14 protein-coding genes and 1 pseudogene are annotated in these 21,092 nt (G+C 68.7%); 12 read left to right on the top strand and 3 right to left on the bottom strand.

Annotated elements, in window-relative coordinates; genetic code table 11:
• Nucleotides 1-27: 27 nt before the first annotated feature.
• From U9977_RS01330 to U9977_RS01320, 3 genes are all read left to right on the top strand, one after another.
• A complete protein-coding gene (locus tag U9977_RS01330) occupies nt 28-1,974 on the top strand; it encodes a TIGR03960 family B12-binding radical SAM protein (protein WP_322747284.1) in 1,947 nt (648 codons plus the stop codon).
• Nucleotides 1,958-2,719, top strand: coding sequence for a TIGR03936 family radical SAM-associated protein (locus tag U9977_RS01325; RefSeq protein WP_322747283.1), 762 nt, complete (start codon nt 1,958-1,960; stop codon nt 2,717-2,719). The genes U9977_RS01330 and U9977_RS01325 overlap by 17 nt, the downstream gene beginning before the upstream one ends.
• A 309-nt stretch (nt 2,720-3,028) precedes the next feature.
• Complete coding sequence (locus tag U9977_RS01320; RefSeq protein WP_322747282.1) at nt 3,029-5,722, top strand: Rne/Rng family ribonuclease; 2,694 nt, start codon at nt 3,029-3,031, stop codon at nt 5,720-5,722.
• A gap of 208 nt (nt 5,723-5,930) precedes the next feature.
• Here U9977_RS01320 and U9977_RS01315 read toward each other — a convergent pair whose 3' ends face one another.
• Nucleotides 5,931-6,611, bottom strand: coding sequence for an MFS transporter (locus tag U9977_RS01315; RefSeq protein ID WP_322747281.1), 681 nt, complete (start codon nt 6,609-6,611; stop codon nt 5,931-5,933).
• A 291-nt stretch (nt 6,612-6,902) separates the two neighbouring features.
• On the opposite strand from U9977_RS01315, the gene rplU reads away from it, so the two are divergent.
• From rplU to U9977_RS01290, 5 genes are all read left to right on the top strand, one after another.
• The gene (gene rplU, locus U9977_RS01310) at nt 6,903-7,220 is read left to right on the top strand and encodes a 50S ribosomal protein L21 (protein ID WP_322747280.1); all 318 of its coding nucleotides are present in this window, start codon (nt 6,903-6,905) and stop codon (nt 7,218-7,220) included.
• A gap of 5 nt (nt 7,221-7,225) precedes the next feature.
• The gene (rpmA, locus tag U9977_RS01305) at nt 7,226-7,495 is read left to right on the top strand and encodes a 50S ribosomal protein L27 (RefSeq protein ID WP_239332063.1); all 270 of its coding nucleotides are present in this window, start codon (nt 7,226-7,228) and stop codon (nt 7,493-7,495) included.
• A 133-nt stretch (nt 7,496-7,628) separates the two neighbouring features.
• Nucleotides 7,629-9,215, top strand: coding sequence for a GTPase ObgE (gene obgE, locus U9977_RS01300; RefSeq protein ID WP_322747279.1), 1,587 nt, complete (start codon nt 7,629-7,631; stop codon nt 9,213-9,215).
• Nucleotides 9,216-9,233: 18 nt separating this feature from the next.
• Nucleotides 9,234-10,358, top strand: coding sequence for a glutamate 5-kinase (gene proB / locus U9977_RS01295; RefSeq protein ID WP_322747313.1), 1,125 nt, complete (start codon nt 9,234-9,236; stop codon nt 10,356-10,358).
• 383 nt (nt 10,359-10,741) lie between these two features.
• Nucleotides 10,742-11,272 (top strand): hypothetical protein, encoded by a 531-nt coding sequence (locus tag U9977_RS01290; protein ID WP_322747278.1) that lies wholly within the window; start codon nt 10,742-10,744, stop codon nt 11,270-11,272.
• Nucleotides 11,273-11,510: 238 nt separating this feature from the next.
• Here U9977_RS01290 and U9977_RS01285 read toward each other — a convergent pair whose 3' ends face one another.
• On the bottom strand, nt 11,511-14,696 hold the full coding sequence (locus U9977_RS01285; protein ID WP_322747277.1) for an AAA family ATPase: 3,186 nt from the start codon (nt 14,694-14,696) through the stop codon (nt 11,511-11,513).
• Complete coding sequence (locus U9977_RS01280) at nt 14,696-15,895, bottom strand: exonuclease SbcCD subunit D (protein ID WP_416210440.1); 1,200 nt, start codon at nt 15,893-15,895, stop codon at nt 14,696-14,698. Before U9977_RS01280 ends, U9977_RS01285 begins: the two co-directional genes overlap by 1 nt.
• Before the next feature lie 178 nt (nt 15,896-16,073).
• Here U9977_RS01280 and U9977_RS01275 point away from each other — a divergent pair, with 178 nt between their 5' ends.
• The 4 genes and pseudogenes from U9977_RS01275 to U9977_RS01260 all read left to right on the top strand — a co-directional run.
• The gene (locus tag U9977_RS01275; protein WP_322747275.1) at nt 16,074-17,333 is read left to right on the top strand and encodes a glutamate-5-semialdehyde dehydrogenase; all 1,260 of its coding nucleotides are present in this window, start codon (nt 16,074-16,076) and stop codon (nt 17,331-17,333) included.
• A gap of 178 nt (nt 17,334-17,511) precedes the next feature.
• Nucleotides 17,512-18,102, top strand: a complete 591-nt coding sequence (locus U9977_RS01270) for a hypothetical protein (RefSeq protein ID WP_322747274.1) — start codon at nt 17,512-17,514, stop codon at nt 18,100-18,102.
• A gap of 55 nt (nt 18,103-18,157) precedes the next feature.
• Entirely contained in the window at nt 18,158-20,302 is a 2,145-nt protein-coding gene (locus tag U9977_RS01265) for a cellulose synthase catalytic subunit (RefSeq protein WP_322747273.1), read from the top strand.
• Nucleotides 20,302-21,092 (top strand): annotated as a pseudogene (locus tag U9977_RS01260) (galactose oxidase); the annotation flags it as partial. The gene U9977_RS01265 and the pseudogene U9977_RS01260, both read left to right, overlap by 1 nt.

The following is a 21,092-nucleotide window of genomic DNA, read 5'->3' as shown; positions in this document are numbered from 1 at the left end:
CGGCGAATGTGCCGTAGGCTCGCGGGCATGTCCGGACAGTCGCTGTTCCCCCGTCTGGAACCGTTGCTTCCGCGGGTCCGCAAGCCCGTGCGCTATCTCGGCGGCGAAGGAAACTCCCAGGTCAAGCCTTGGGCGGACGCGGTCGTCCGCTGGTGCCTGATGTACCCGGACGCCTACGAGATCGGCCTGCCCAACCAGGGCATCCAGATCCTTTACGAGATCCTCAACGAGCAGCCGGATGTCCTGGCCGAGCGCACCTACTCGGTCTGGTCAGACCTGGAAGAGCTGCTGCGTGAGCACGGCGTCCCCCAGTTCACCGTGGACGGCCACCGTTCGGTGGCCGACTTCGACCTGCTCGGCGTCAGCTTCTCCACCGAGCTGGGGTACACCAATCTGCTGACCGCGCTCGACCTTGCGGGCATCCCCCTGCACGGCGCGGACCGGGGTGACGAACATCCCATCGTGATTGCCGGTGGACATGCCGCGTTCAATCCCGAACCGGTCGCGCTCTTCGTCGACGCGGTCGTGCTCGGCGACGGCGAGCAGGCGGTCCTGGCGATCACGGACGTGGTTCGTGCCTTCAGGACCGCGGGTTCCCCCGGTGGACGCGACGAGTTGCTCATGCGGCTGGCCCGCCGTGGCCTTGCCTATGTGCCGTCCTTCTACGATGTGGACTACCGGCCCGACGGTCGCATCCGAGCGGTCACCGCGAACCGTCCCGGGGTGCCGGCGCGCCCGGCCAAGCACACCGTCAGCGACCTGGACGCCTGGCCCTACCCGAAGGCACCGCTGGTACCGCTTGCGGAGACCGTGCACGAACGGATGAGCGTGGAGATCTTCCGTGGGTGCACCCGCGGCTGCCGGTTCTGTCAGGCCGGCATGATCACCCGTCCGGTCCGGGAACGGACCATCAGTACGATCGGCGACATGGTGGCCCGGGGCCTGGATGCGTCGGGGTTCGCCGAGGTCGGTCTGTTGTCGTTGTCCAGCGCGGACCACAGCGAGATAGGCGAGATCGCCAAGGGGCTGGCCGACCGCTACGAGGGCACTCATACCTCGCTCAGCCTGCCCTCGACCCGGGTGGACGCGTTCAACGTCACACTTGCCAACGAGTTCTCCCGCAACGGCCGGCGCAGCGGACTGACCTTCGCGCCCGAGGGCGGCTCCGAACGTCTGCGCAAGGTCATCAACAAGATGGTCAGCGAGGATGATCTGGTCCGCACGGTCAGTACGGCCTACGCCCAGGGCTGGCGGCAGGTCAAGCTCTACTTCATGTGCGGGCTGCCGACCGAGACCGACGACGACGTGCTCGCGATCGCGGATCTCGCCCGCAAGGTGATCAAGGCGGGGCGCCTCGCCAGCGGGCACCGTGACATCCGCTGCACGGTCTCGATCGGCGGTTTCGTCCCCAAGCCGCACACCCCGTTCCAGTGGGTCGCGCAGGCCTCGCACGAGGTCACCGACCATCGGCTGCAGCTGCTGCGCAACGCCATCCGCGGTGATCGGGAGGTCGGGCGGGCGATTGGCTTCCGTTACCATGACGGGCGTCCCGGCATCATCGAGGGCCTTCTCGCCCGTGGTGACCGCAGAGTCGGCGCGGTGATCGAACAGGTGTGGCGTGACGGTGGCCGGTTCGACGGTTGGAGCGAGCACTTCTCCTTCGAGCGGTGGGCGCTGGCCTGCGCACGTGTGCTGGAACCACTCGGCGTGTCCCTGGACTGGTACACCACCCGCGAGCGCGACGAACGCGAAGTGCTGCCCTGGGATCACCTCGATGCCGGCCTCGATCGTGACTGGCTGTGGTCGGACTGGCAGGAGGCGCTGCGCGAGACCGAGCTGGACGACTGCCGCTGGACCCCCTGCTACGACTGCGGGGTCTGCCCGACCATGGGGACCGAAAACCAGATCGGCCCGACCGGGCGGACCCTGCTCCCACTGACGCCGACCGGACCCGCCCGTGCCCCGGCGTCCTGAGGGTCCGCCACCACCGCCCGTGGTTGCGCGGGTGCGGGTGCGCTTCGCCAAACGCGGCCGGCTGCGATTTCTGTCTCACCGCGACATCGCGAGGACCTTTGAGCGGGCACTGCGACGCGCGGGCATCCCGATGGCCTACTCGGCCGGCTTCAGCCCGCATCCGCGTATCTCCTGGCTCGGTGCCGCACCGACGGGCGCCGCCAGCGAGGCCGAGTACGTGGAGCTCGCACTGGCCGAACACTGTGATCCCCAGGCGTTGCGACTGGCTCTGGACGCCGCGTTACCACCCGGTCTGGACGTCCTGGCATGTGCGCCCGTCACCGCCACACCTCTTGCGGAGCTGGTGGACGCGTCGCGGTGGCGGTTGCGGATGCCAGGGGTCGGACTCGGCGACCTGACCGCCGCCGTGGCCGCGCTCCTCGCCCGTGACCGGGTCGAGGTGGAGCGGGTGACCAAGGACGGACATCGGCGGTTCGATGTTCGTCAGGCAGTGGTCTCGATGGTTTGTCGTGCGGAGAACGACACCTGTGCGATACTGGACGTGGTTGTGCGGCACACGACGCCCGCCGTGCGACCCGACGACGTGCTGACCGCCCTTTGCGTGGTCGCTGTTTTTCGGCCGCCAGTGCCACCCGAGTCGATTCGGCTCGGTCAAGGTCGGCTGCTGGAGGACGGCACCGTGGCGGATCCGCTCATGCCGGACCGCGACGATGCAGGCCGGCTGGTCGGTCGACTCGATGCGTGATGCAGGGCGTCGCAGGATTCGCCGGCGGTACCCCGTCGGACCGAGACAGCGGTTCCTGAGCGGCCGCGACTGCGCAAGCAGCGCGCCCGGGGACCCCGAGAGGCTTCATAACCCGTGCCCGATGACATCCCGACAGACTCCGATGAGACACCGACCACTCGTTCCGCCCCGCGACGGCGGCGCGCCGCCGGACGGTCCGCAGGACCTCCGCCGGACGTCCTGACCGAGGCCTCGCTTGAGGCTTCGCTGGCGAGCGAACCCCTTCCCGGCACGCTTTCCCCTGGTGGCGGCGAGCCGTCAGAGTCGACCATGAGGTCGGCGGTTGACGCCGATCCGTCGCCACCGGAGCTGCCGCTATCTGATCTTACCGGTATCCCGCCCGTGGCCGGTGCCATGCCCGTGATCGGGGATGGACCTCCGCCGGCGGGCTCGCAGGTGCGTCCGCGCCGTGGGCGGGCGGTCACCATGGTGACCTTCCAGGCGCCCGACACCGCGGCTCTTGACCTGGTACCCCGTCGTCGCCGGCGTGCTACCTCGCCGTTCGACGTCGACCTGGCCGACGTGCCCGACACGGACGCCGCGAACAGCGTCGGCAGGCCGGCCGGTGCCGGACCTGGCCAGACCGCGACGAACGGGGGAAACCCGCGATCAAAATCCGGGCGCGCTCTCGACCTGGCCCACGAGCCCGAGCCCGAGCCCGACCGCCCCACGGCCTACGCCGACGTGGACGAGGAGGAGCTCCCCGACCCGGCCGCGGCTGACGACGGCGACGGTGACGGTGATGGCGACAATTCGACGCGACGCCGCCGCAGAGGCCGCCGAGGTAGGGGCCGTGCCCGGGTCGACGAGGAGCTCGAGGGCGCCGACGATGAGTTCGCGATCACCGTCGATCGGCCGGGCACGCGTTCGGATGAGTTCGACGACGGTGACGGGTCCGGTCGGTCAGGCCGTATCGAGGCCGGAGACTCCCGCGACCCCCGCGACGACGATGATCTCGACGACTCCGATGCCGAAGGCGCCGGGCTTGCGCCCGGCGCAGCGGCGGGCACAGCGGCGGGCACAGCGGCGGGCGGGTACGACGAGGACCAGCCGGTGGGAAGCTCGCGCCGGCGCCGTAGGCGGCGTCGCCGGGATGGCACCGCGATCCCGGACGACATCGCCCCGGACGACCCCCCGGCCACGGTTGTACATGTTCGCGAAAACCGCGTTCGGGACGACGAGGTGCGCGGGGTCAGCGGTTCGACCAGACTGGAGGCGAAGCGCCAACGTCGCAAGGAGGGCAGGGACAACGGCCGCCGCCGTCCGCCGATCGTCACCGAAGCCGAGTTCCTGGCCCGTCGCGAGGCCGTCGAGCGACGCATGGTCGTGCGCAACGCCGGTGACCGTACGCAGATCGCGGTGCTTGAGGACGGGGTGCTTGTCGAGCATTTCGTGACCCGGGCGAGTTCCTGGTCGTATGCCGGGAACGTCTATCTCGGCCGGGTCCAGAACGTGCTTGCGAGCATGGAGGCGGCGTTCGTCGACGTCGGCAAGGGCCGCAATGCCGTCCTCTACGCCGGGGAGGTCAACTACGACGCCTCCGGGCTCGACGGGCGGCCCCGTAAGATCGAACAGGTGCTGAAGTCGGGCCAGTCGATCGTCGTTCAGGTTTCCAAGGACCCGATGGGGCACAAGGGTGCTCGCCTGACCAGCCAGGTGAGTCTGCCCGGTCGATATCTGGTGTACGTGCCGGATGGGCAGAACGCGGGGATCAGCCGGAAGCTTCCCGACACCGAGCGCGCCCGTCTGAAGACGATCCTCAAGAAGATCACTCCTGAGAACGGCGGTGTGATCGTTAGGACCGCGGCGGAGGGCGCCAGCGAGCAGGAACTCGCGCTGGACGTCGCTCGGCTGTCGGCCCAGTGGGAGGACATCCGCCGCAAGGCGGGGAAGGCCACCGCCCCCGCATTGCTCTACGGCGAACCCGATCTGGTGATCAGGGTCATTCGGGACATCTTCAACGAGGATTTCGCCGAGCTGGTGGTCCAGGGAGTCGAGGAGGCCACGATGATCGAGGACTATGTCGACATGGTGGCGCCGGACCTGCGCGAGCGAGTCCGCCGGCATGCCGACACGGTTGACGTGTTCGACGAGTACCGCGTCGACGAGCAGCTTGCCAAGGCCCTTGACCGCAAGGTCTGGCTGCCGTCGGGGGGATCACTCGTGATCGACCGGACCGAGGCCATGACCGTCATCGACGTCAATACCGGCAAGTTCACCGGTAAAGGCGGAAATCTCGAGGAGACCGTTACCAAGAACAACCTGGAGGCCGCCGAAGAGATCGTCCGTCAGCTCCGGCTCCGTGACATCGGTGGCATCATCGTCATCGACTTCATCGACATGGTCCTGGAGAGCAACCGCGAGCTTGTGTTGCGGCGCCTGACCGAATGCCTCGGTCGGGACCGTACCCGTCATCAGGTCGCCGAGGTCACCAGCCTCGGGCTGGTGCAGATGACCCGCAAGCGGGTGGGCCAGGGGCTGCTCGAGGCGTACAGCGAGCCCTGTGCCCACTGCGGTGGGCGTGGTGTCATCGTGCATCTGGACGGCCAGGCTGCGCCGCCCGGGCGGGCCTCCGGTCCGCCGGATCTGCCGGCACTGGACGATCCGCTGGCACCGGACGATGCGCCGGCAGATGCGGCGGCCGACGCCGACCCGAACGGTGAGACGGTGGCCGCCGGCGTCGGGGCTCCGCAGGCCGTGAGCGCGGATCCGAACCCGACTTACGCCGGACCCGGGCAGGAGCCCACGCTCGACGGTGTCACGTCCGACGGTGGCACGTCCGACGGCGTCACGTCCGACGGTGGCACGTCCGACGGTGGCACGTCAGATGGGGCGACGAGCGGTTCGGGGCTGCCGTCGTCCAACGGTCCCCGAGCGGCCGGCGCCCGTGCCGCCGGCCGCCGGCGTGCGTCGCGTGCGGCAGCCGCACCGCAGGAGGCCGGCGAGGCGGCCCACACCCTGTAGCGACCCGGGCGCTCTTTGGCCTTCGGCGGTGCGAGAGGAACCACGATCGCATCGCCGAAGGCCATCTAGATCTTTTTGTTGGTGAGCTGCGGTGGTAGGCGCCCGGTCCAGGGCGAGGCGCTGGACCGGGCAGCTCGGCGGGGCCAGCTCAGTGCCGGCGGGGCCAGCTCAGTGCCGGCGGGGTCAGCTCAGTGCCGGCGGGGTCAGCTCAGTGCCGGACGGGTGACGCGTCGCCGACGGCACGGTAGTGCGTCGGCTCCCTGCGGACGAGGTCGCAGCGTGGGTCGCCCTCGTGCAGGAGCGCGTCCAGCCGTGCGCGGGACCGCCGCAGTGCGCCGTCAACCGCAGCGCTGGCGCGGCTGTTGTCGCCCATCTGCAGGGCGTACGAGGCTACGACCAGGGCCTGGACGACGTCATCCTGAGCTGAGAGCGCATCGCTGTTGGTATCGGGGGCCGGTGCCCGCCCACCGGTGGCGAAGGCGTCGGTCGAAAGCCCGCGAGCACGTACCGCAAGCCAGCATGCCGCGCAGGCTGTGCTCAGCGCCCACGCCGCGCGCACTCCGGCAGGCAGGCCCACCAGGCTGTTTACGGCGACCCCGATCACGGTTGTGACGATGACAGTGGATGCGGCGATCGTGGCTGACCGTCGCCGTGGGTCGACCGTCCGAGCCGAGGTCATCAACGGCCAGCCCACGGTCAGGACAGCGGTGACCGTGGCGGCACCAGCCGCCCAGATCACGACCTGCCAACCCACCGCGACCCAACCCCCGTCCAGGCGAAGGGCGATGCGAGAATCTTGCTTCGCGCCGCCGTCGGCCACACGTTGCACCTGCCAGCCCCGCTCGGGCGCCGGCCCCGTCAGTCCGGGCGCTTGTACCCGTTCGTCCACGTTCCTACCGCCACAGTGCCACCGGTCCGCTCCGTCCGATCGGATGTTCATCCGATGCTCAGCCGAACGGGCATCGGCGGGTCCGCGACGATCCGATGGTCGCGCGATAGTCGGCGACACGCCATGGTCCATCGGTGCCATGGCGGGATGCGTCCCCAGACCCTGACCGATGCCGGGGCCGGCGGTGTCAGGTCGGCGTGCGCGCCTGTTAAGCTAATGCAATCAGGGCCGGACACGGCTGTGTTTTCGCCGTGTGGGAGATGCCCGTCCGACTTCAGCAAGGAGAATCCGGTGTACGCGGTCGTGGCCAGCGGCGGCAAGCAGCACAAGGTCGCCGTCGGCGATGTCGTCGATGTCGAGCTCGTCAAGGGCGAGCCGGGCGCGGCCGTCAACCTGCCGGCGCTTCTGCTCGTCGACGGCGACGTGGTTACCCACGACAGGGACGTGCTCGCGTCCGTCGAGGTGACCGCGGAGGTCGTCGAGATCGTCAAGGGTCCTAAGATCAGGATTCACAAGTTCAAGAGCAAGACCGGCTATCACAAGCGGCAGGGCCACCGTCAGAAGTTCACCCGCCTGCGGGTGACCGGTATCGAGACCGGGAAGGCCTGAACGACATGGCACACAAGAAGGGCGCGAGCTCCTCGCGCAACGGTCGTGACTCCAACGCTCAGCGGCTCGGTGTCAAGCGTTTCGGTGGTCAGTATGTCAAGGCGGGCGAGATCATTGTTCGCCAGCGGGGCACGCACTTCCACCCCGGCTCGCAGGTGGGCCGGGGCAGTGACGACACGCTGTTCGCGCTGGTCGCCGGGCATGTCCAGTTTGGTACCCGTCGGGGTCGTCGGGTCATCAACATCATCTCCGTGGAGGAGCTGGTGGCCGCCTGAGGTCGGCGGCAATCCGATCAACTGGGCCGATGCCGGCGTGAGATGAGGTCGTTCGTGCGTCCGCAGGTTCCACGGCGGGCGCGCTGCGAGTGACGTGCGGCGAGTGACGTAACGACGATGGAGAAAGGCAGCTGTGCCCACCTTCATCGACCGGGTTATCCTTCACGTCATCGCAGGGGATGGCGGGAATGGCTGCGCCTCGGTTCATCGCGAGAAGTTCAAACCGCTCGGCGGCCCGGACGGCGGCAACGGCGGTCGTGGCGGGGACGTCATCCTCCGGGTCGACCCGAGCGTGACGACCCTGCTCGACTTCCACTTCCATCCCCATCAGCGGGCCTCGAGCGGTCGTCCGGGTCAGGGCTCCAACCGGCACGGCGCCGACGGTGTGGATCTTGTGCTGTCGGTGCCGGACGGCACTGTCGTCCTGCGGCCGGACGGCGAGCAGATCGCGGACCTGGTCGGCGTTGGGAGTGACCTGGTCCTCGCCGGTGGCGGCCGCGGTGGTCGCGGCAACGCGGGGCTGGCCTCCGCCCGGCGCAAGGCCCCGGGGTTCGCGGAGCTCGGTGAGCCGGGGGAGCAGCTTGACGCCGTCCTGGAACTCAAGACCGTCGCGGATGTGGCGCTGGTGGGTTTTCCCAGCGCGGGTAAGTCCTCGCTGGTCTCGGTGCTCAGCGCGGCCAAGCCCAAGATCGCAGACTACCCTTTCACCACCCTCGTGCCGAACCTCGGCGTGGCGCTGGCCGGTGATCTTCCCCCGTACACGGTGGCCGACGTCCCAGGTCTGATCCCCGGGGCCAGCTCCGGGCGCGGCCTGGGCCTTGAGTTCCTGCGCCATATCGAACGCTGCTCGCTCATCGTGCATGTGCTGGACTGCGCCACGCTCGAACCCGGCCGTGATCCCGTCAGCGATCTCGACGTCATCGAGGCGGAGCTGGCTGCGTACTCCGCGGACCTCTCGAACCGGCCGCGGGTGGTCGTCCTGAACAAGATCGATGTTCCGGACGGCCGTGACCTGGCGGAACTGGTCACGGCCGAGATCGCCGCTCGCGGGCTGGGTGTGTTCGCGGTGAGCAGCGCCACCCGTGAGGGCGTCCGCGCGCTCTCACTCGCCCTGGCCGAACAGGTTGCCGCACACCGGGCAGCCATGCCGACGCACTCCTCCCCGCGGGTCGTTCTGCGTCCCCGTGCGGTCGATGAGGCCGACTTCACCGTCCGCGCGCACGAGGACGGATTCGTCGTGACCGGTGCCAAGCCGCTGCGATGGGTGCGTCAGACCGACTTCGGTAACGATGAGGCGATCGGTTTCCTCGCCGACCGGCTGGCCCGTCTCGGGCTGGAGGCCGAGCTTGCCCGGATGGGGGCAGAGCCCGGAGTCGCGGTTACCATCGGTGACGTCACTTTTGACTGGGAACCGCACCTGAGCGGACGTGGTGGGCGCGCCGCCCGTCGCGATGCCCTGGTTGCCGATTCTGTTGCCGCCGGATCCGTCGCCGCTGGATCTGTTGCGGCTGGATCCGTTGTCGCCGACTCCGTTTCCGGTGGGTCTGTTGCCGGTGGTTCGCGAGACGGCGAGACCGTTGCGGTCGGCGCCACCCTCGGCCCGCGTGGCAGTGACGACAGGCTCACCGCCACCACCCGACTGACCAGGGCCCAGCGGTTCGCCCGCCGGGCGGCTGATCGCGACGCTGGAAGCGGGTGGGATGACGACGTCGACTCGTGACAGGGTCGACTCGTGACCATTCGTGACTTTGTGATCCGGGCTGACCGGGTCGTGGTGAAGGTGGGATCGTCGTCGTTGACGACCGCGAGCGGCGGTATTGACGGTGATCGTCTCGATGCCCTGGTGCGGGCGCTGGTGGCACGCGCCGGCCGGTTGGTACTGGTGTCCTCGGGTGCAATCGCCGCAGGCCTCGCGCCACTGGGGCTGGCCCGGCGTCCCCGGGATCTCGCGACCCTGCAGGCGGCGGCGAGCGTCGGTCAGAGCATTTTGGTGCACCGATATGCCACCGAGTTCGGGACGGCCGGGCACCGGGTCGGCCAGGTGCTGCTCACCGCTACCGATGTGATCCGCCGCACCCACTACCGCAACGCCCGGACCACCCTGGACCGGCTGCTGGACCTCGGTGTCGTGCCCATCGTCAACGAGAACGACGCCGTTGCCACGCAGGAGATCCGCCTCGGCGACAACGACCGCCTCGCGGCGATCGTCGCGCATCTCGTCTCCGCGGATCTCCTGGTCCTGCTGTCCGATGTGGACGGTGTCTATGACGCCAATCCGCGGCGCGGCCCGGCCACCATGGTCCGCGAGGTTCGGACCGATGCGGATCTCGACGGGGTCGGCACCCGGGGCACCGGCAGCGCCGGAGTCGGGGTCGGGGGTATGGCAACGAAGATCGAAGCAGCTCGGATGGCCGCCTCGGGCGGGGTCGCGACCATCATCACGTCGGCGGAGAACGCAGCCGACGCCCTTGCCGGCGCCGAGGTGGGCACGGTCTTCCACCCGACCGGACCGCGCCGGGCGTCCCGCCTGCTGTGGCTGGAGCACGCGACAATCCCGCAGGGCCGGCTCTTTCTTGACGACGGCGCGGTGGCCGCAGTGGTCGACCGCCGGGTGTCGCTGTTGCCCGCCGGCGTCACGAAGGTCGACGGCGATTTCTCCGCCGGCGACCCGGTGGACCTGGTCAGCCCGGCGGGCCTGCCGGTCGCCCGGGGCCTGGTCGCCTACGATGCGGCGGAGCTGCCGGGCATGCTGGGTCGTTCGACGTCCGACCTTGCCGCCGAGTTCGGCTCATCCTATGAGCGTGAGATCGTCCACCGCGACGACCTCGTCATCCTCCAGCGTCACCATCATCGGCCTAGTTGATTTTTCGAGGTTTGTTCGTCCGAACCGGTAGCACAGATCTCACAACCTCGGCTGTGGCGTCCACACGGGTCCCGCCCCCAGGCTGTGAGATTTGCCGTGTTCTTTCGCGCGAAAGAACGACCTCCGGATCGGACAACTGGGCGGACCTGAGATGATTTGTCTGAAATACAAAACCCCGGGGGCTTGCCGCTCGAGGCGGTAGAGGCCATCCGGGGTGTCCCCGCTGATTATAGAAGTACGGTGACGCGATGTCCAACCCCCAGACCCCGGCGCCCTCGCTCACACCCCTGCTTCGGCAGAGGCTCAGCCCCGAACGGTTTCGTCCCTACGAGATGGCCTGCTCCCACGACGGTGCCCGTGCGGTCCACCTCTACGAGTGGAACATGGAGATCAGTGCTGCCTTTCACGAGAGCCTCGGCCTTCTTGAGGTCGTGCTTCGTAACGCTCTGCACGATCAGTTGACGGTCTGGCATGGTCAAACAGGCAGAAGAGATCACTGGTATGACGATCCCGTCGGGATCCTCGAGGCTCATCGACGTCATGACATCGCTGCCACCCGCGTCAGACTTCAGCGGGAAGGCAAGGCCGTAGCGCCTGGACGGATCATCGCCGAGTTATCCTTTGGTTTCTGGCGGTATCTACTGACCAGACGTTATGAAGCGACGCTCTGGACCCCCGCGCTCAGGCACGCTTTCCCGGGTCTTCGACCAACCCGTCGGGCCAGCGTTTACGCTCCGACTAACGATCTTGTTCGTCTGCGGAACCGAATCGCACACCACGAACCGATTCACAATCGACCGCTTGCCACCCTTCAAGACGACATCTTCCTTGTCGCGGGCTATATCGATCCGGCCGTCGAAGCGTGGATCCGTGGTCTCAGCCGCGTGGGGAACCTCCTGGAGCAGAGGCCCTGAACGGGTCGGTTCCAGAACAGCAGCAGGGCTGCAGATTGTCTGTCGATTGCGCCACCCGGAGCTCCCTCTGCGCCCTGCGCCGCATAGTCACCTCCACCGCGACGACCTCGTCATCCTCCAGCGTCACCATCATCGGCCTAGTTGATTTTTCGAGGTTTGTTCGCCTGAAACGGTGTTATTGATCGTACAAACCTCGAAAAATCATCGCGCGCGCAGTGACAACCGGGATCGGCTGGTGTCAGCGCAGGGTGGTCCGCACCTGGCTGCCGCGGGTGCCCTTGACGACGGTGATCTGGGTGGGGATGCGTTGCCGCAGATCGGCGACATGGCTGACGACGCCGACGAGCCGGCCGCCGGAGCGCAGGTCGTCCAGGACGTTCATGACCTCCTCCAGGCTGTCGGGGTCGAGGCTGCCGAAGCCCTCGTCGATGAACAGCGCATCCATGGCCTGACCGCCGGACTCGGCGGTGACCACGTCGGCGAGCCCCAGCGCCAGGGACAGCGCGGCCTGAAAGGTCTCCCCACCGGACAGGGTCGCGGTGTCACGCCGCCGGCCCGTCCAGGCGTCCTCGACGAGCAGCCCGAGCCCGGCTCGGCGGCGTCGGTCGCGGCGTTCACCGGCGTCGTGGACCAGGGTGAACCGGCCGCCGCTCATCGCCGACAGCCGCCCGCTCGCCGCGGTTGCGACCTCCTCGAGACGGGCTGCGAGCACAAAGCTCGACAGGGGCATGCCCTGGCGGTTCTCACCTCGCCCCACGGCCACATCGGCGAGGCCGCGCACGTGCTCGGCGGCATCGCGCAACGGTGCCACGGCCGCGAACGCCGCGGCGAAGACCGCAACGAGATCGAACAGGCATCTGGCCCGGTCGCCGGCACGCGCAGCGTCGGCAAGGGCCTCCTCATGGGCGTCCCGGGCGCCCAGCGTGGCGGCCACATGATCGGCCACCGGTGCCGGCGCGTGCAGGTCAACGGCCAGCTGGGGGCTGGCCAACCGGGACCGCACCGCAACCAGGTCGTCTCGGTGGGCCTCCAACTGCGTCCGGGCCTCGGCGAGCCAGCGCTCGTCCCGGCAGGCGGCCCGGGCGGTCGCCGCGTCCGGGAAGCCCGCAGCGCGGGCGTCGCCGTCGGCCGTGGCCACCGCCCGACGGTGTTCCTCCTGCGCCAACGCCGTCGCGGCGGCAGCCGTGTGGCATTCGGCGTACGCGTCCGCGAACTGTGCGACCTCACGCTGACGGGCTGCCAGCTGGTCGGCGTCCCGAAGCTCAGGTGGGATGCCCGAACGCGCCCGGGCGGCTCGCGTCCGGAATTCCTCAGCGTGGGTAGCGGCGAGTTGCCGGGCCGATGAGTGGCCGGCCAACTCGGCGGTTGCCCGGGTCTCCTCCTCGCGGAACAGGGCCAGCGCCCGCTCGGCGAGTGGGACGTCGTCCGCGGCGGCGGCGAGTGCCTCGGCATGCGCGGCGAGCTCTGCCGCGGTCCGCTCGAACTCCTCGGCGGGACGTTCGGCGGGAATCTCGGGAGCAGCCGGCAGCGCCGGGCGCCACGAGCCGGCGTCAGCGGCGCTGCGGTGACTGTCATGGCCACCAGCGACATCGCTGGCGTCGCCGGTGCTGCCACCGTCGCCGTGCGACGCCGAGTCGATGATTCCGACCACGGTGACCGTCGCGAACGACTCGACCGCCCGGGACGATTCGCCGTCCGTGTGTGCCGAAATCATGTCCGCCGTCGCCCGGGCGGGTTCCCCGCGGTTGGTCAGTTCACTGCGCAGCGTGCGGATTCGTCCATCGAGCCGGTCTGCGTCGCGGCGCGCGCCGGTTGCCGTCGCTGCCAGCCGGCCGGCCTCGGCTTCGGCGGCCAGCTCGTCGTCCTTGTTGATATGGTCCGCCCGAACTTCGGCCGGGTCGGGATGCACGAACGACCCGCAGACCGGGCAGGGGGAGTCGTCGACGAGCGCGGCGGCCAGCTCCGCGGTGATCGCGTCGAACCGCTGCCGGCGGATGTCGCCGGCCCGGGTGTGGGCGTCACGGGCGGCTCGCTCCGCCTCGTGGGCACGGGCCGTGGCGTCGTGGCGTTGCAGCACGGTGATGGCCAGTTCTGTGGCCACCCGGGCCTGTTCCCGCACCCCGGGCAGCGCCGCCGCGCCGGCACGGGCCCGGTCCAGCCTGGCGTCAAGGACCTGGCGCTGCTGGGGTAGGTCGGTCCGCAGGTATTCGGTGAGCCTGGCGACCGCTGCCGCATGAGTCCCGGCGTCGGCGTCGGCAGCCTGTGCGCCGGCATCGTCGGCTTCCGCCCCGGCCAGGACGTGGGAGAGCTGCTCCAGACGTCCCACGTCGGTGTGGGCGAGGCGGGCCAGCCGCGCCAGCTCGTCGACAGAGGCGTCGTGGCGGGCACCGAGCAGTCGTAGCCGGTTGCGTCCAGCCTCCTGGACACGACGCGCTTGCTCGAGGTTGTCCACGCGTTCCTCCACGTGGTCAACGGCACGGCGCACCGGATTGGCGCGCTGCGCCGCGTCGAGTTCCGCGGCCGTCGTCGTCACCACGGTGAGCTCCGCTTCAAGTGTTTCAAGCCGCGCGACCAGGTCGCGCCGTTCGGACTGGCGCTCGGCGAGATGGCGAGTCTGCTCAAGGGCGTCCTCGGCGCGCCGACGGGTTTGCGCCGCAACAGCGGCCCGATCGCCTGCGGTCGTCGCGGCGGCTGCTGCGTCGGCGGCTAGGCGGGCGACCCATTCCGGGTCGGACTCGGGGTCGGCGGGTTCCGCCGACTCCGCGGCTTGCGCTGCGCGTGCCACCACCCGGGCAAGCTCCCCGCGCGCGCTGGTCACCCTCTCATCCGCGATCTTGGCATGCTCGACGAGCCACTGCTCGGCGTGCTCGAACCGGTCGACTCCGAACAATCGCTTGAGCAACCGTTCCCGGGCATCGTGGTCGGCCTGCAGGAAATCGGCGAAGTGGCCCTGTGGCAACATGATCACCTGGAAGAACTGTTCGGCGGTCATGCCCAGTAGCCGGCTGATCTCCAGCCCCACGTCATCGTTGCGCTGGGCCACAACCTCCCAGCCGGGCTCGGCCCACCGTTCGAGCAGCGCGGTCGGGTTCACCCGCACGCTGCCGCCTCCGCCGCGTTTGGGTCGTTCCCAGGAGGCGGTGCGGGCGATCCGGTAGCGCCGACCGGACAGGCTGAACTCCAGCCGGACCCACGGTTCGGTCCTGGTATCGGCATGGTGCGACCGCAGGTCCCGCGCGCGGGAGCGCAGGCCCGGGACGGTGCCGTACAGGGCGAACCCGAGCGCGTCGAGCAGGGTGGTCTTCCCCCCGCCGGTCTCGCCGCACAACAGCACCAGACCGCCTGCCCGCAGCCGGTCGAAGTCCAGTTCGACACCATCGGGGAACGCCCCGAAGGCGGTGAGTTCCAGCCGGTGGGGACGCATCAGGCGGCATCCTCGGACAGTCGGGCGTCGTCCAGCGCGGCCCGCAGCAACGACCGTTCGCGCTCGCTCGGTTCAGCCCGTACGTGTGTGACGAAGGCCTCGGCGATGGCCAGGTCGGTGCGCCCTGCGATCCGTTGCCGGTAATCGAGCCCGTCGGCGACCGGGCCGACGGCCGGCTCATGGCTCAGGGTGAGCGCGAAGGGGAACCGGCGCTGCAGCGTCGTCATCGCGTCCATCGGGCGGATCGGGTCGGTGAGCACGACCGAGACGAAGTCATCCGTGTGTGCGTCGTGGACGGGCGAGGTCATGAGCTCGGCCAGCTGGCCCCGCAGCCGGGTGAGCCTGCGGTGTACCGGTACCGGGATCTCCTCGACCCCGGCCAGGCCGGTCGCGTCCAGCTCGACCAGCAGGGACGACTTGGTGTCGGATGCCTCCGAGAACGAGTAGGCCAGCGGCGAGCCGCTGTAGCGCAGGCCGTCACGCAGTGTCTGCGGCCGGTGGAGATGGCCGAGGGCGGTGTAGGTGATCCCGCTGAACAGTTCCGCTGGGACGGCCGCCATCCCGCCGACAGTGATGTCGCGCTCACTTTCGCTGCTTTCGCCGCCGTTCACCCATGCGTGGGCGCAGACGATGCTGCGCCCCCCGTAGCGGGCCCGTGCGGCGTGCACGGCACGCATCGCCCGTCGCATGGTTGCGGCGTGGGTCGGCGTCGTCCTGGCAGGTATCGCGCTGGCAGGTACCGCGCTGGCCGGTACCGCGCTGGCCGGCACCGCATCCGTCAGGGTCGTGGCGACCGCAGCCGGTTCAAGGTAGGGAAGGGCATAGACGTGGACCGGGCCGTGGGAGTCCTCGACCGTTACGGGGTCGGCGATGCCGGCCACCTCCGTGCGGATGCGGACCCGGGGATCGAGTAGCCCCGCCTTGTCACCAAGGCGTGCGGGGGCGTCATGATTACCGCTGATCACCACAATCTGCGCGCCGGCGTCGCGTATCCGCGAGAGCGCCTCGTCGAACAGCCGCATGGCCGCGACCGGCGGGATGGCCCGGTCGTGCACGTCCCCGCTGACGAGGACGAGATCGACCTGCTCGGCCCGGACGACCTCGACGAGGTGGTCGACGAACGCGGCTTGGGCCGCTGACAGGTCGAACCGGTGCAGGGCCCGGCCAAGATGCCAGTCGGATGTGTGCAGCACGAGCATGCCATGCACGGTAGGGCGAGCCTCCGACAGTTCCACACGCGGGTCCCGGGTGGATGGTTGCCGTCCCGCCTTGGAGCCCGGGGTCCGCAGCGCCGCGCCGAACGCGCTGCACTGCGCAGGGCCGGTAACCTCGTAGCCGCGTGCCGCGTGCCGGCCGCCGGGTCGGGAGGAACTGGTCATGAACACCCTTGCGGAGGATGTCCGCGAGACCGCGGTCCGGGCCCGTGCGGCCGCGGCCGTCCTCGCGCCGTTGTCCCGCGCGGACAAGGACCGCGCATTGTCCGCGATGGCGGACGCCCTGATTGCCGGCAGCGAACAGATTCTCCATGCCAACGCCGGGGATGTCGCCACCGCCCGCGGCGCAGGCACCGGCGAGGCCATGGTTGACCGGCTGACCCTCAGCGCGGACCGCCTTGTCGCCATTGCCGACGGTCTGCGTAGGGTCGCGGCCCTCGACGACCCGGTCGGCACGGTGGTTCGTGGTCGGTTGCTGCCCAACGGGATGGAGCTGCGCCAGGTCAGGGTGCCTCTCGGCGTGATCGGGATCATCTACGAGGCGCGTCCGAACGTGACGGTGGACGCGGCCGGGCTGTGTCTCAAGAGCGGCAACGCCGTGTTGCTACGCGGCAGCGCTTCGGCCGCACGCACCAATGCGGCGCTGGTCGGGGTGCTGCGGGATGCCGCGGCCGGGGTCGGGCTGCCCGCCGACGCGGTTGCGCTCGTGCCCGGTGCCGACCACGAGTCCGTCAAACACCTCATGCGCCTGCGTGGTCTGGTGGACGTGTTGATCCCGCGGGGTGGGGCCGGTCTGATCCGTGCCGTGGTGGCGGAGTCCACCGTTCCGGTGATCGAGACCGGGGTCGGCAACTGCCATGTATACGTCGACGTCGACGCAGATCTCGACATGGCGTTGGCGATCGTTCTCAACGCGAAGACCCAGCGGGTGTCGGTGTGTAACGCGGCCGAGACGCTGCTGGTGCACGCCGGCGTCGCCGAGGTCTTCCTGCCCCGGGTGCTCGTGGCGCTGCGCCAGGCCGGGGTGACGGTCCACGGCGACGACGCGGTCCGCTCCCACGACCCCGCGGTGCTGCCCGCGACGGAGCAGGACTGGGCCACCGAGTATCTGTCGCTGGACATGGCCGTCCGGGTGGTGGACTCCCTGGACGACGCCGTGGCCCACATCCGCCAGTGGGGCAGCGGGCACACCGAGGCGATCGTCACCCGGTCGCTGGATGCGTCCCGCCGGTTCATCGCGACCTGTGACAGCGCCGCGGTCATGGTCAACGCTTCAACCCGCTTCACCGACGGTGAACGGTTCGGTTTCGGTGCCGAGATCGGCATCTCCACGCAGAAGCTGCACGCTCGCGGGCCGATGGGCCTCACCGAGCTCACCTCGACGACCTGGGTGGGCGTCGGCGACGGCCACCTGGTGCTCTGACGTCGGGATACGGTTCTCACCCAGCAACGGACACGGCTGGACATCCTGTTACCGGTTGCATACACGATCATGCGAAGTTCGGGCGTGGTTGTGCGAGATCAGGTACCCATTGGGTGGGTGTAGTCATGACGGTGTCGAAGGGGACGGATTGTCGATTCGCGAGTCGGACAGCCCATGCGTGGGCGCTGAGTCCGCATCCAGGTCCCGTGCCGCCGATTTGATCATTTCGGGATGTGGCCTCGCGGGGGTCACCGCGGCGGCGGGGGCACTGCTGCCGTGGACGGGCGCGACGCTGTCCGATCGCGGGGCGGTGCTCCTCCCCGTCAGCCGGTCCGGGGTGGAGTTGTCGTCCAACGGCATGGTCGTGCTGGTCCTGGGTGTTGTCTGCGCCGTATCCAGCGTGGTGCCGCGGGATTCGCGGTGGGCGCGTCCGCTGACCCTTGTGCTGGCGCCAGCCGGTCTCGCGATCGCGGTCCTCGCCGCTGTCACGATCAATGCGGGGGATTCCGTGGCTGCGGAACTCCTCCGGTTACGGATCGGTACCTTCCAGACGGACCATCCTGTGGCCGCAGCGCATGTGGGTCCGGGCCTGTGGCTCAGCCTCGCGGCCGGTGGCGCGCTCATCCTCGGCGGGGTCGGATGGCAGCTGGTTGGTCGCTCCACCCGGGAATCGTCGGATCACAACCGGTCCCACCTGTCGAGAACGGGCCGATCTTGGTGGCGTTCCCCCCGTCCCCGGTGGGTTCGTGCGTCGCGGAACGGCATGTGACGCGTGCCGTGGCGCCGCTTCGAACCTGTTGGCGGCATGACCTATTGGAATAGAATTGGCCTACGACTACACGTCCTCTTCGAATCTCGCGGGTCCGCTCACGCTGCCGGCTGCGGACGGAAAATATCGGGTCACCTATCGCCGGGTGATGGTGGGGCGGGAACTGTGGATGGTTGTGCCGCTGCTGCTGGCCACCGTCGGATTATCGTCGCTGTTCTTCGTGTGGCTGGTCCAGCCGGATCACTTTCCCAAGGGCGCGTACCTGCCGACCCCGGTCCGGCTCGGCAACGCCGTCATGTTCTTGATGATCGTCCTTTCCGAGGGTATCCGGCTGCTCAATTCGATCACGCTCTGCTGGTCCGCGTGTATCATGCGCAATCCGGTACCGGTCCGGCCGCCGGCAGGCCTGCGGATCGCCTTCACCACGACGATCGTGCCGACAAAGGAACCAGTCGATGTCGTACGTGACACACTGATCGCGGCCCGACAGATTCGATATGGCACGCCGATTGACATCTGGTTGCTCGACGAAGGGGATGATCCGGCGGTCCGGGCGATGTGCGCGGAAATCGGAGTCCACCATTTCTCCCGCAACGGCGTGGCGAAGTGGAACGCGCCGAAGGGGCGATTTCGCGCCAGGACCAAGCACGGTAACCACAATTCGTGGCTGGCCGCCCATGGCGGGTCCTACGACGTTGTCATGTCGGTCGACCCCGACCACATTCCGCTGCCGAATTTCGCCGCGCGCATGCTCGGCTACTTCCGGGATCCCGAGGTGGCTTTTGTGGTGGGGCCACAGGTCTACGGCAACTTTCGCACCTTCCTCACCCGCGGCGCCGAGGCCCAGAACTACATGTTCCATTCAGTAATCCAGCGGGCCGCGAACCGGTTCAACTGCGGAATGTTCGTCGGGACCAACCACGCTTACCGGGTCCGCGCGTGGGAGCAGATCGGCGGGTTCCAGGATTCGATCACCGAAGATCTGGCCACATCCCTTGCCGTGCACGGTGCGCGCCACCCGGAAACCGGCCGGCGGTGGAAATCGGTGTACACCCCCGATGTCGTCGCCGTCGGCGAAGGGCCCGCCACCTGGACCGACTTCTTCAGCCAGCAGCTGCGGTGGGCCCGTGGCGCCAACGAGGTCATGGTGACCGAGTCGGTGCGTCGCCTGCGGCAGCTGTCGTGGGGCCACCGCGTGCACTACTCGATTCTGATGCTGCACTATCCGACGGCCGCACTCACCTGGCTGATGGGGATGCTGCTCACCGTCAGTTACATGGCGCTGGGGTCAAGCGGGGTCACCGTGCACATCTCGTCCTGGTTGGCCCTCTACGTCGACGTTGCGGTGGCCAGACTTCTCCTTTACATCTGGCTGCGGCGTTTCAACATCAGTCCGCATGAGGAGAAGGGGACCGCCGGTATCTCCGGAATCTTTGTCTCGATGCTGTGTACCCCCTTTTATTCGACCGCCTTTGTAGGCGCGTTGTTGCGGCGCCCGCTCGGGTTCGTGGTTACGCCCAAGGGGAACAGCGCTAGCCCCGATCGGCTCGTGACTTTTCGGAAACATCTCTTCTGGGCAGTGGTCTCCGCTGGTTCCATCACCATCGCGGCGACCTTCGGTCATGTGTATCCGGCCAACATGGTCTGGGCGGCGCTCTCCCTGCTCATCTGCCTGACGCCCGTTGTCATGTGGTGCGTGTCCACAATCGCCGGCCCATCGCCCGCTCAAATCCCCGGGCCGGTGCCGGTGCCGGTGCCGGTGCAGTCGCAGTCGCCGGCCATATGGTCCACGGTGCAGCCGGGGGTCTACCGCGAGGAGACCACCCGGCGACTGGCTCGTCCCGAGCCCATGTCCGCGCCGGGGAATCCCGGTCGGCTCGACGGGGAGAGTACGCAGAAGGTGGTCAGACCGGCAGCATCGGTCGAACGGGGGAGCTGGCCACATCCGCCAGGCGTGCGGCCGGTGCCCAGGGGCCATTCATTGTCGGCCCGTAACTCGGTGTCTCCCCGTAACTCGGTGTCTCCCCGTAACTCGGTGTCTCCCCGCAGTCCGGTTTCCCCCCACGATTCGGTGTACGCCGCTAATTCGGCGGCGGGGGGGTATTCGGCGGCGGGAGGTTATATGGAGGATGTCACGATGAAGCTCCGGCCGCGGCGCCGGCGCGTGTCCCGCGACGGTCTGCTTGAGGAGCTCACCTGATGGCTGCGGTGCTGACATCGTCGGCTCAGGCCAAGCGGCTGCGTCGGTGGCGGATCCTGCGGTTGGGTGCATTCCTGTTCGCCATCATTGTGGGCAACGGCCCGTTTGCCGTGTCGTGGACTGCCACCCGGTACGAACAGTGGCAGTCCCACCGGCCGGACTACATGCGCGCTTACGGGCGCTGGGATGTTGTCGCGGACAGTGCCACGCGGTCGATTCACGCGGCGATGTTGCGCACCGGGAAGGTCCTGCTCATGGCCGGCTCCGGTAACGACCAGGGAAATTTCGACGCGAAAAAGTTCAGGACCGTACTGTGGGATCCGATCGCGAACACATTTGCCGATGTCCACACACCCTGGGATGTCTTCTGTTCGGGGCACGCCTTTCTCCCCGATGGTAATCTGCTGATAGCCGGCGGGACCAAGAAGTATGAACTCCTGGCGGCGGACGCTCCGGACGGAAAGAAGCACGAGTACGAGGGGCTGAAGGACTCCTACATTTTCGATCCGGCGACCGAGCGGTATGAGAAGACCGGCGATCTGAACCACGCCCGGTGGTACCCGACGCTGGTAACCCTTGCCAACGGCCTGGTCGTCGCCGTCTCCGGCCTCGACGACAACGGCAACATCGATCAGGGCAACACCGAGTCGTTCAACCCTGCCGTCAGGACGTGGAATGATCATCCGGATCTCCGGAAGGTCTTTCCCACCTATCCGTCCCTGCTACTCGCCGGCGACGGCCGGTTGTTCTTCTCCGGTGCCAACGCCGGCTACGGCCCGGCGGGCGTCGC

This window comes from Protofrankia sp. Cas8 (assembly GCF_963555845.1).
Lineage (GTDB): Bacteria > Actinomycetota > Actinomycetes > Frankiales > Frankiaceae > Protofrankia.
The sequence above is the reverse complement of the archived record's forward strand: the minus strand, read 5'-3'. Positions and strand labels throughout refer to the sequence as shown.

What these genes read in the sequence shown, in the direction of transcription:
- U9977_RS01330 (WP_322747284.1), top strand. Translation starts at nt 28, where the DNA reads ATGTCCGGACAGTCGCTGTTCCCCCGTCTGGAACCGTTGCTTCCGCGG.
- U9977_RS01320 (WP_322747282.1), top strand. Translation starts at nt 3,029, where the DNA reads ATGAGGTCGGCGGTTGACGCCGATCCGTCGCCACCGGAGCTGCCGCTA.
- rpmA (WP_239332063.1), top strand. Translation starts at nt 7,226, where the DNA reads ATGGCACACAAGAAGGGCGCGAGCTCCTCGCGCAACGGTCGTGACTCC.
- U9977_RS01290 (WP_322747278.1), top strand. Translation starts at nt 10,742, where the DNA reads ATGGAGATCAGTGCTGCCTTTCACGAGAGCCTCGGCCTTCTTGAGGTC.
- U9977_RS01285 (WP_322747277.1), bottom strand. Translation starts at nt 14,696, where the DNA reads ATGCGTCCCCACCGGCTGGAACTCACCGCCTTCGGGGCGTTCCCCGAT.
- U9977_RS01280 (WP_416210440.1), bottom strand. Translation starts at nt 15,895, where the DNA reads ATGCTCGTGCTGCACACATCCGACTGGCATCTTGGCCGGGCCCTGCAC.
- U9977_RS01275 (WP_322747275.1), top strand. Translation starts at nt 16,074, where the DNA reads ATGAACACCCTTGCGGAGGATGTCCGCGAGACCGCGGTCCGGGCCCGT.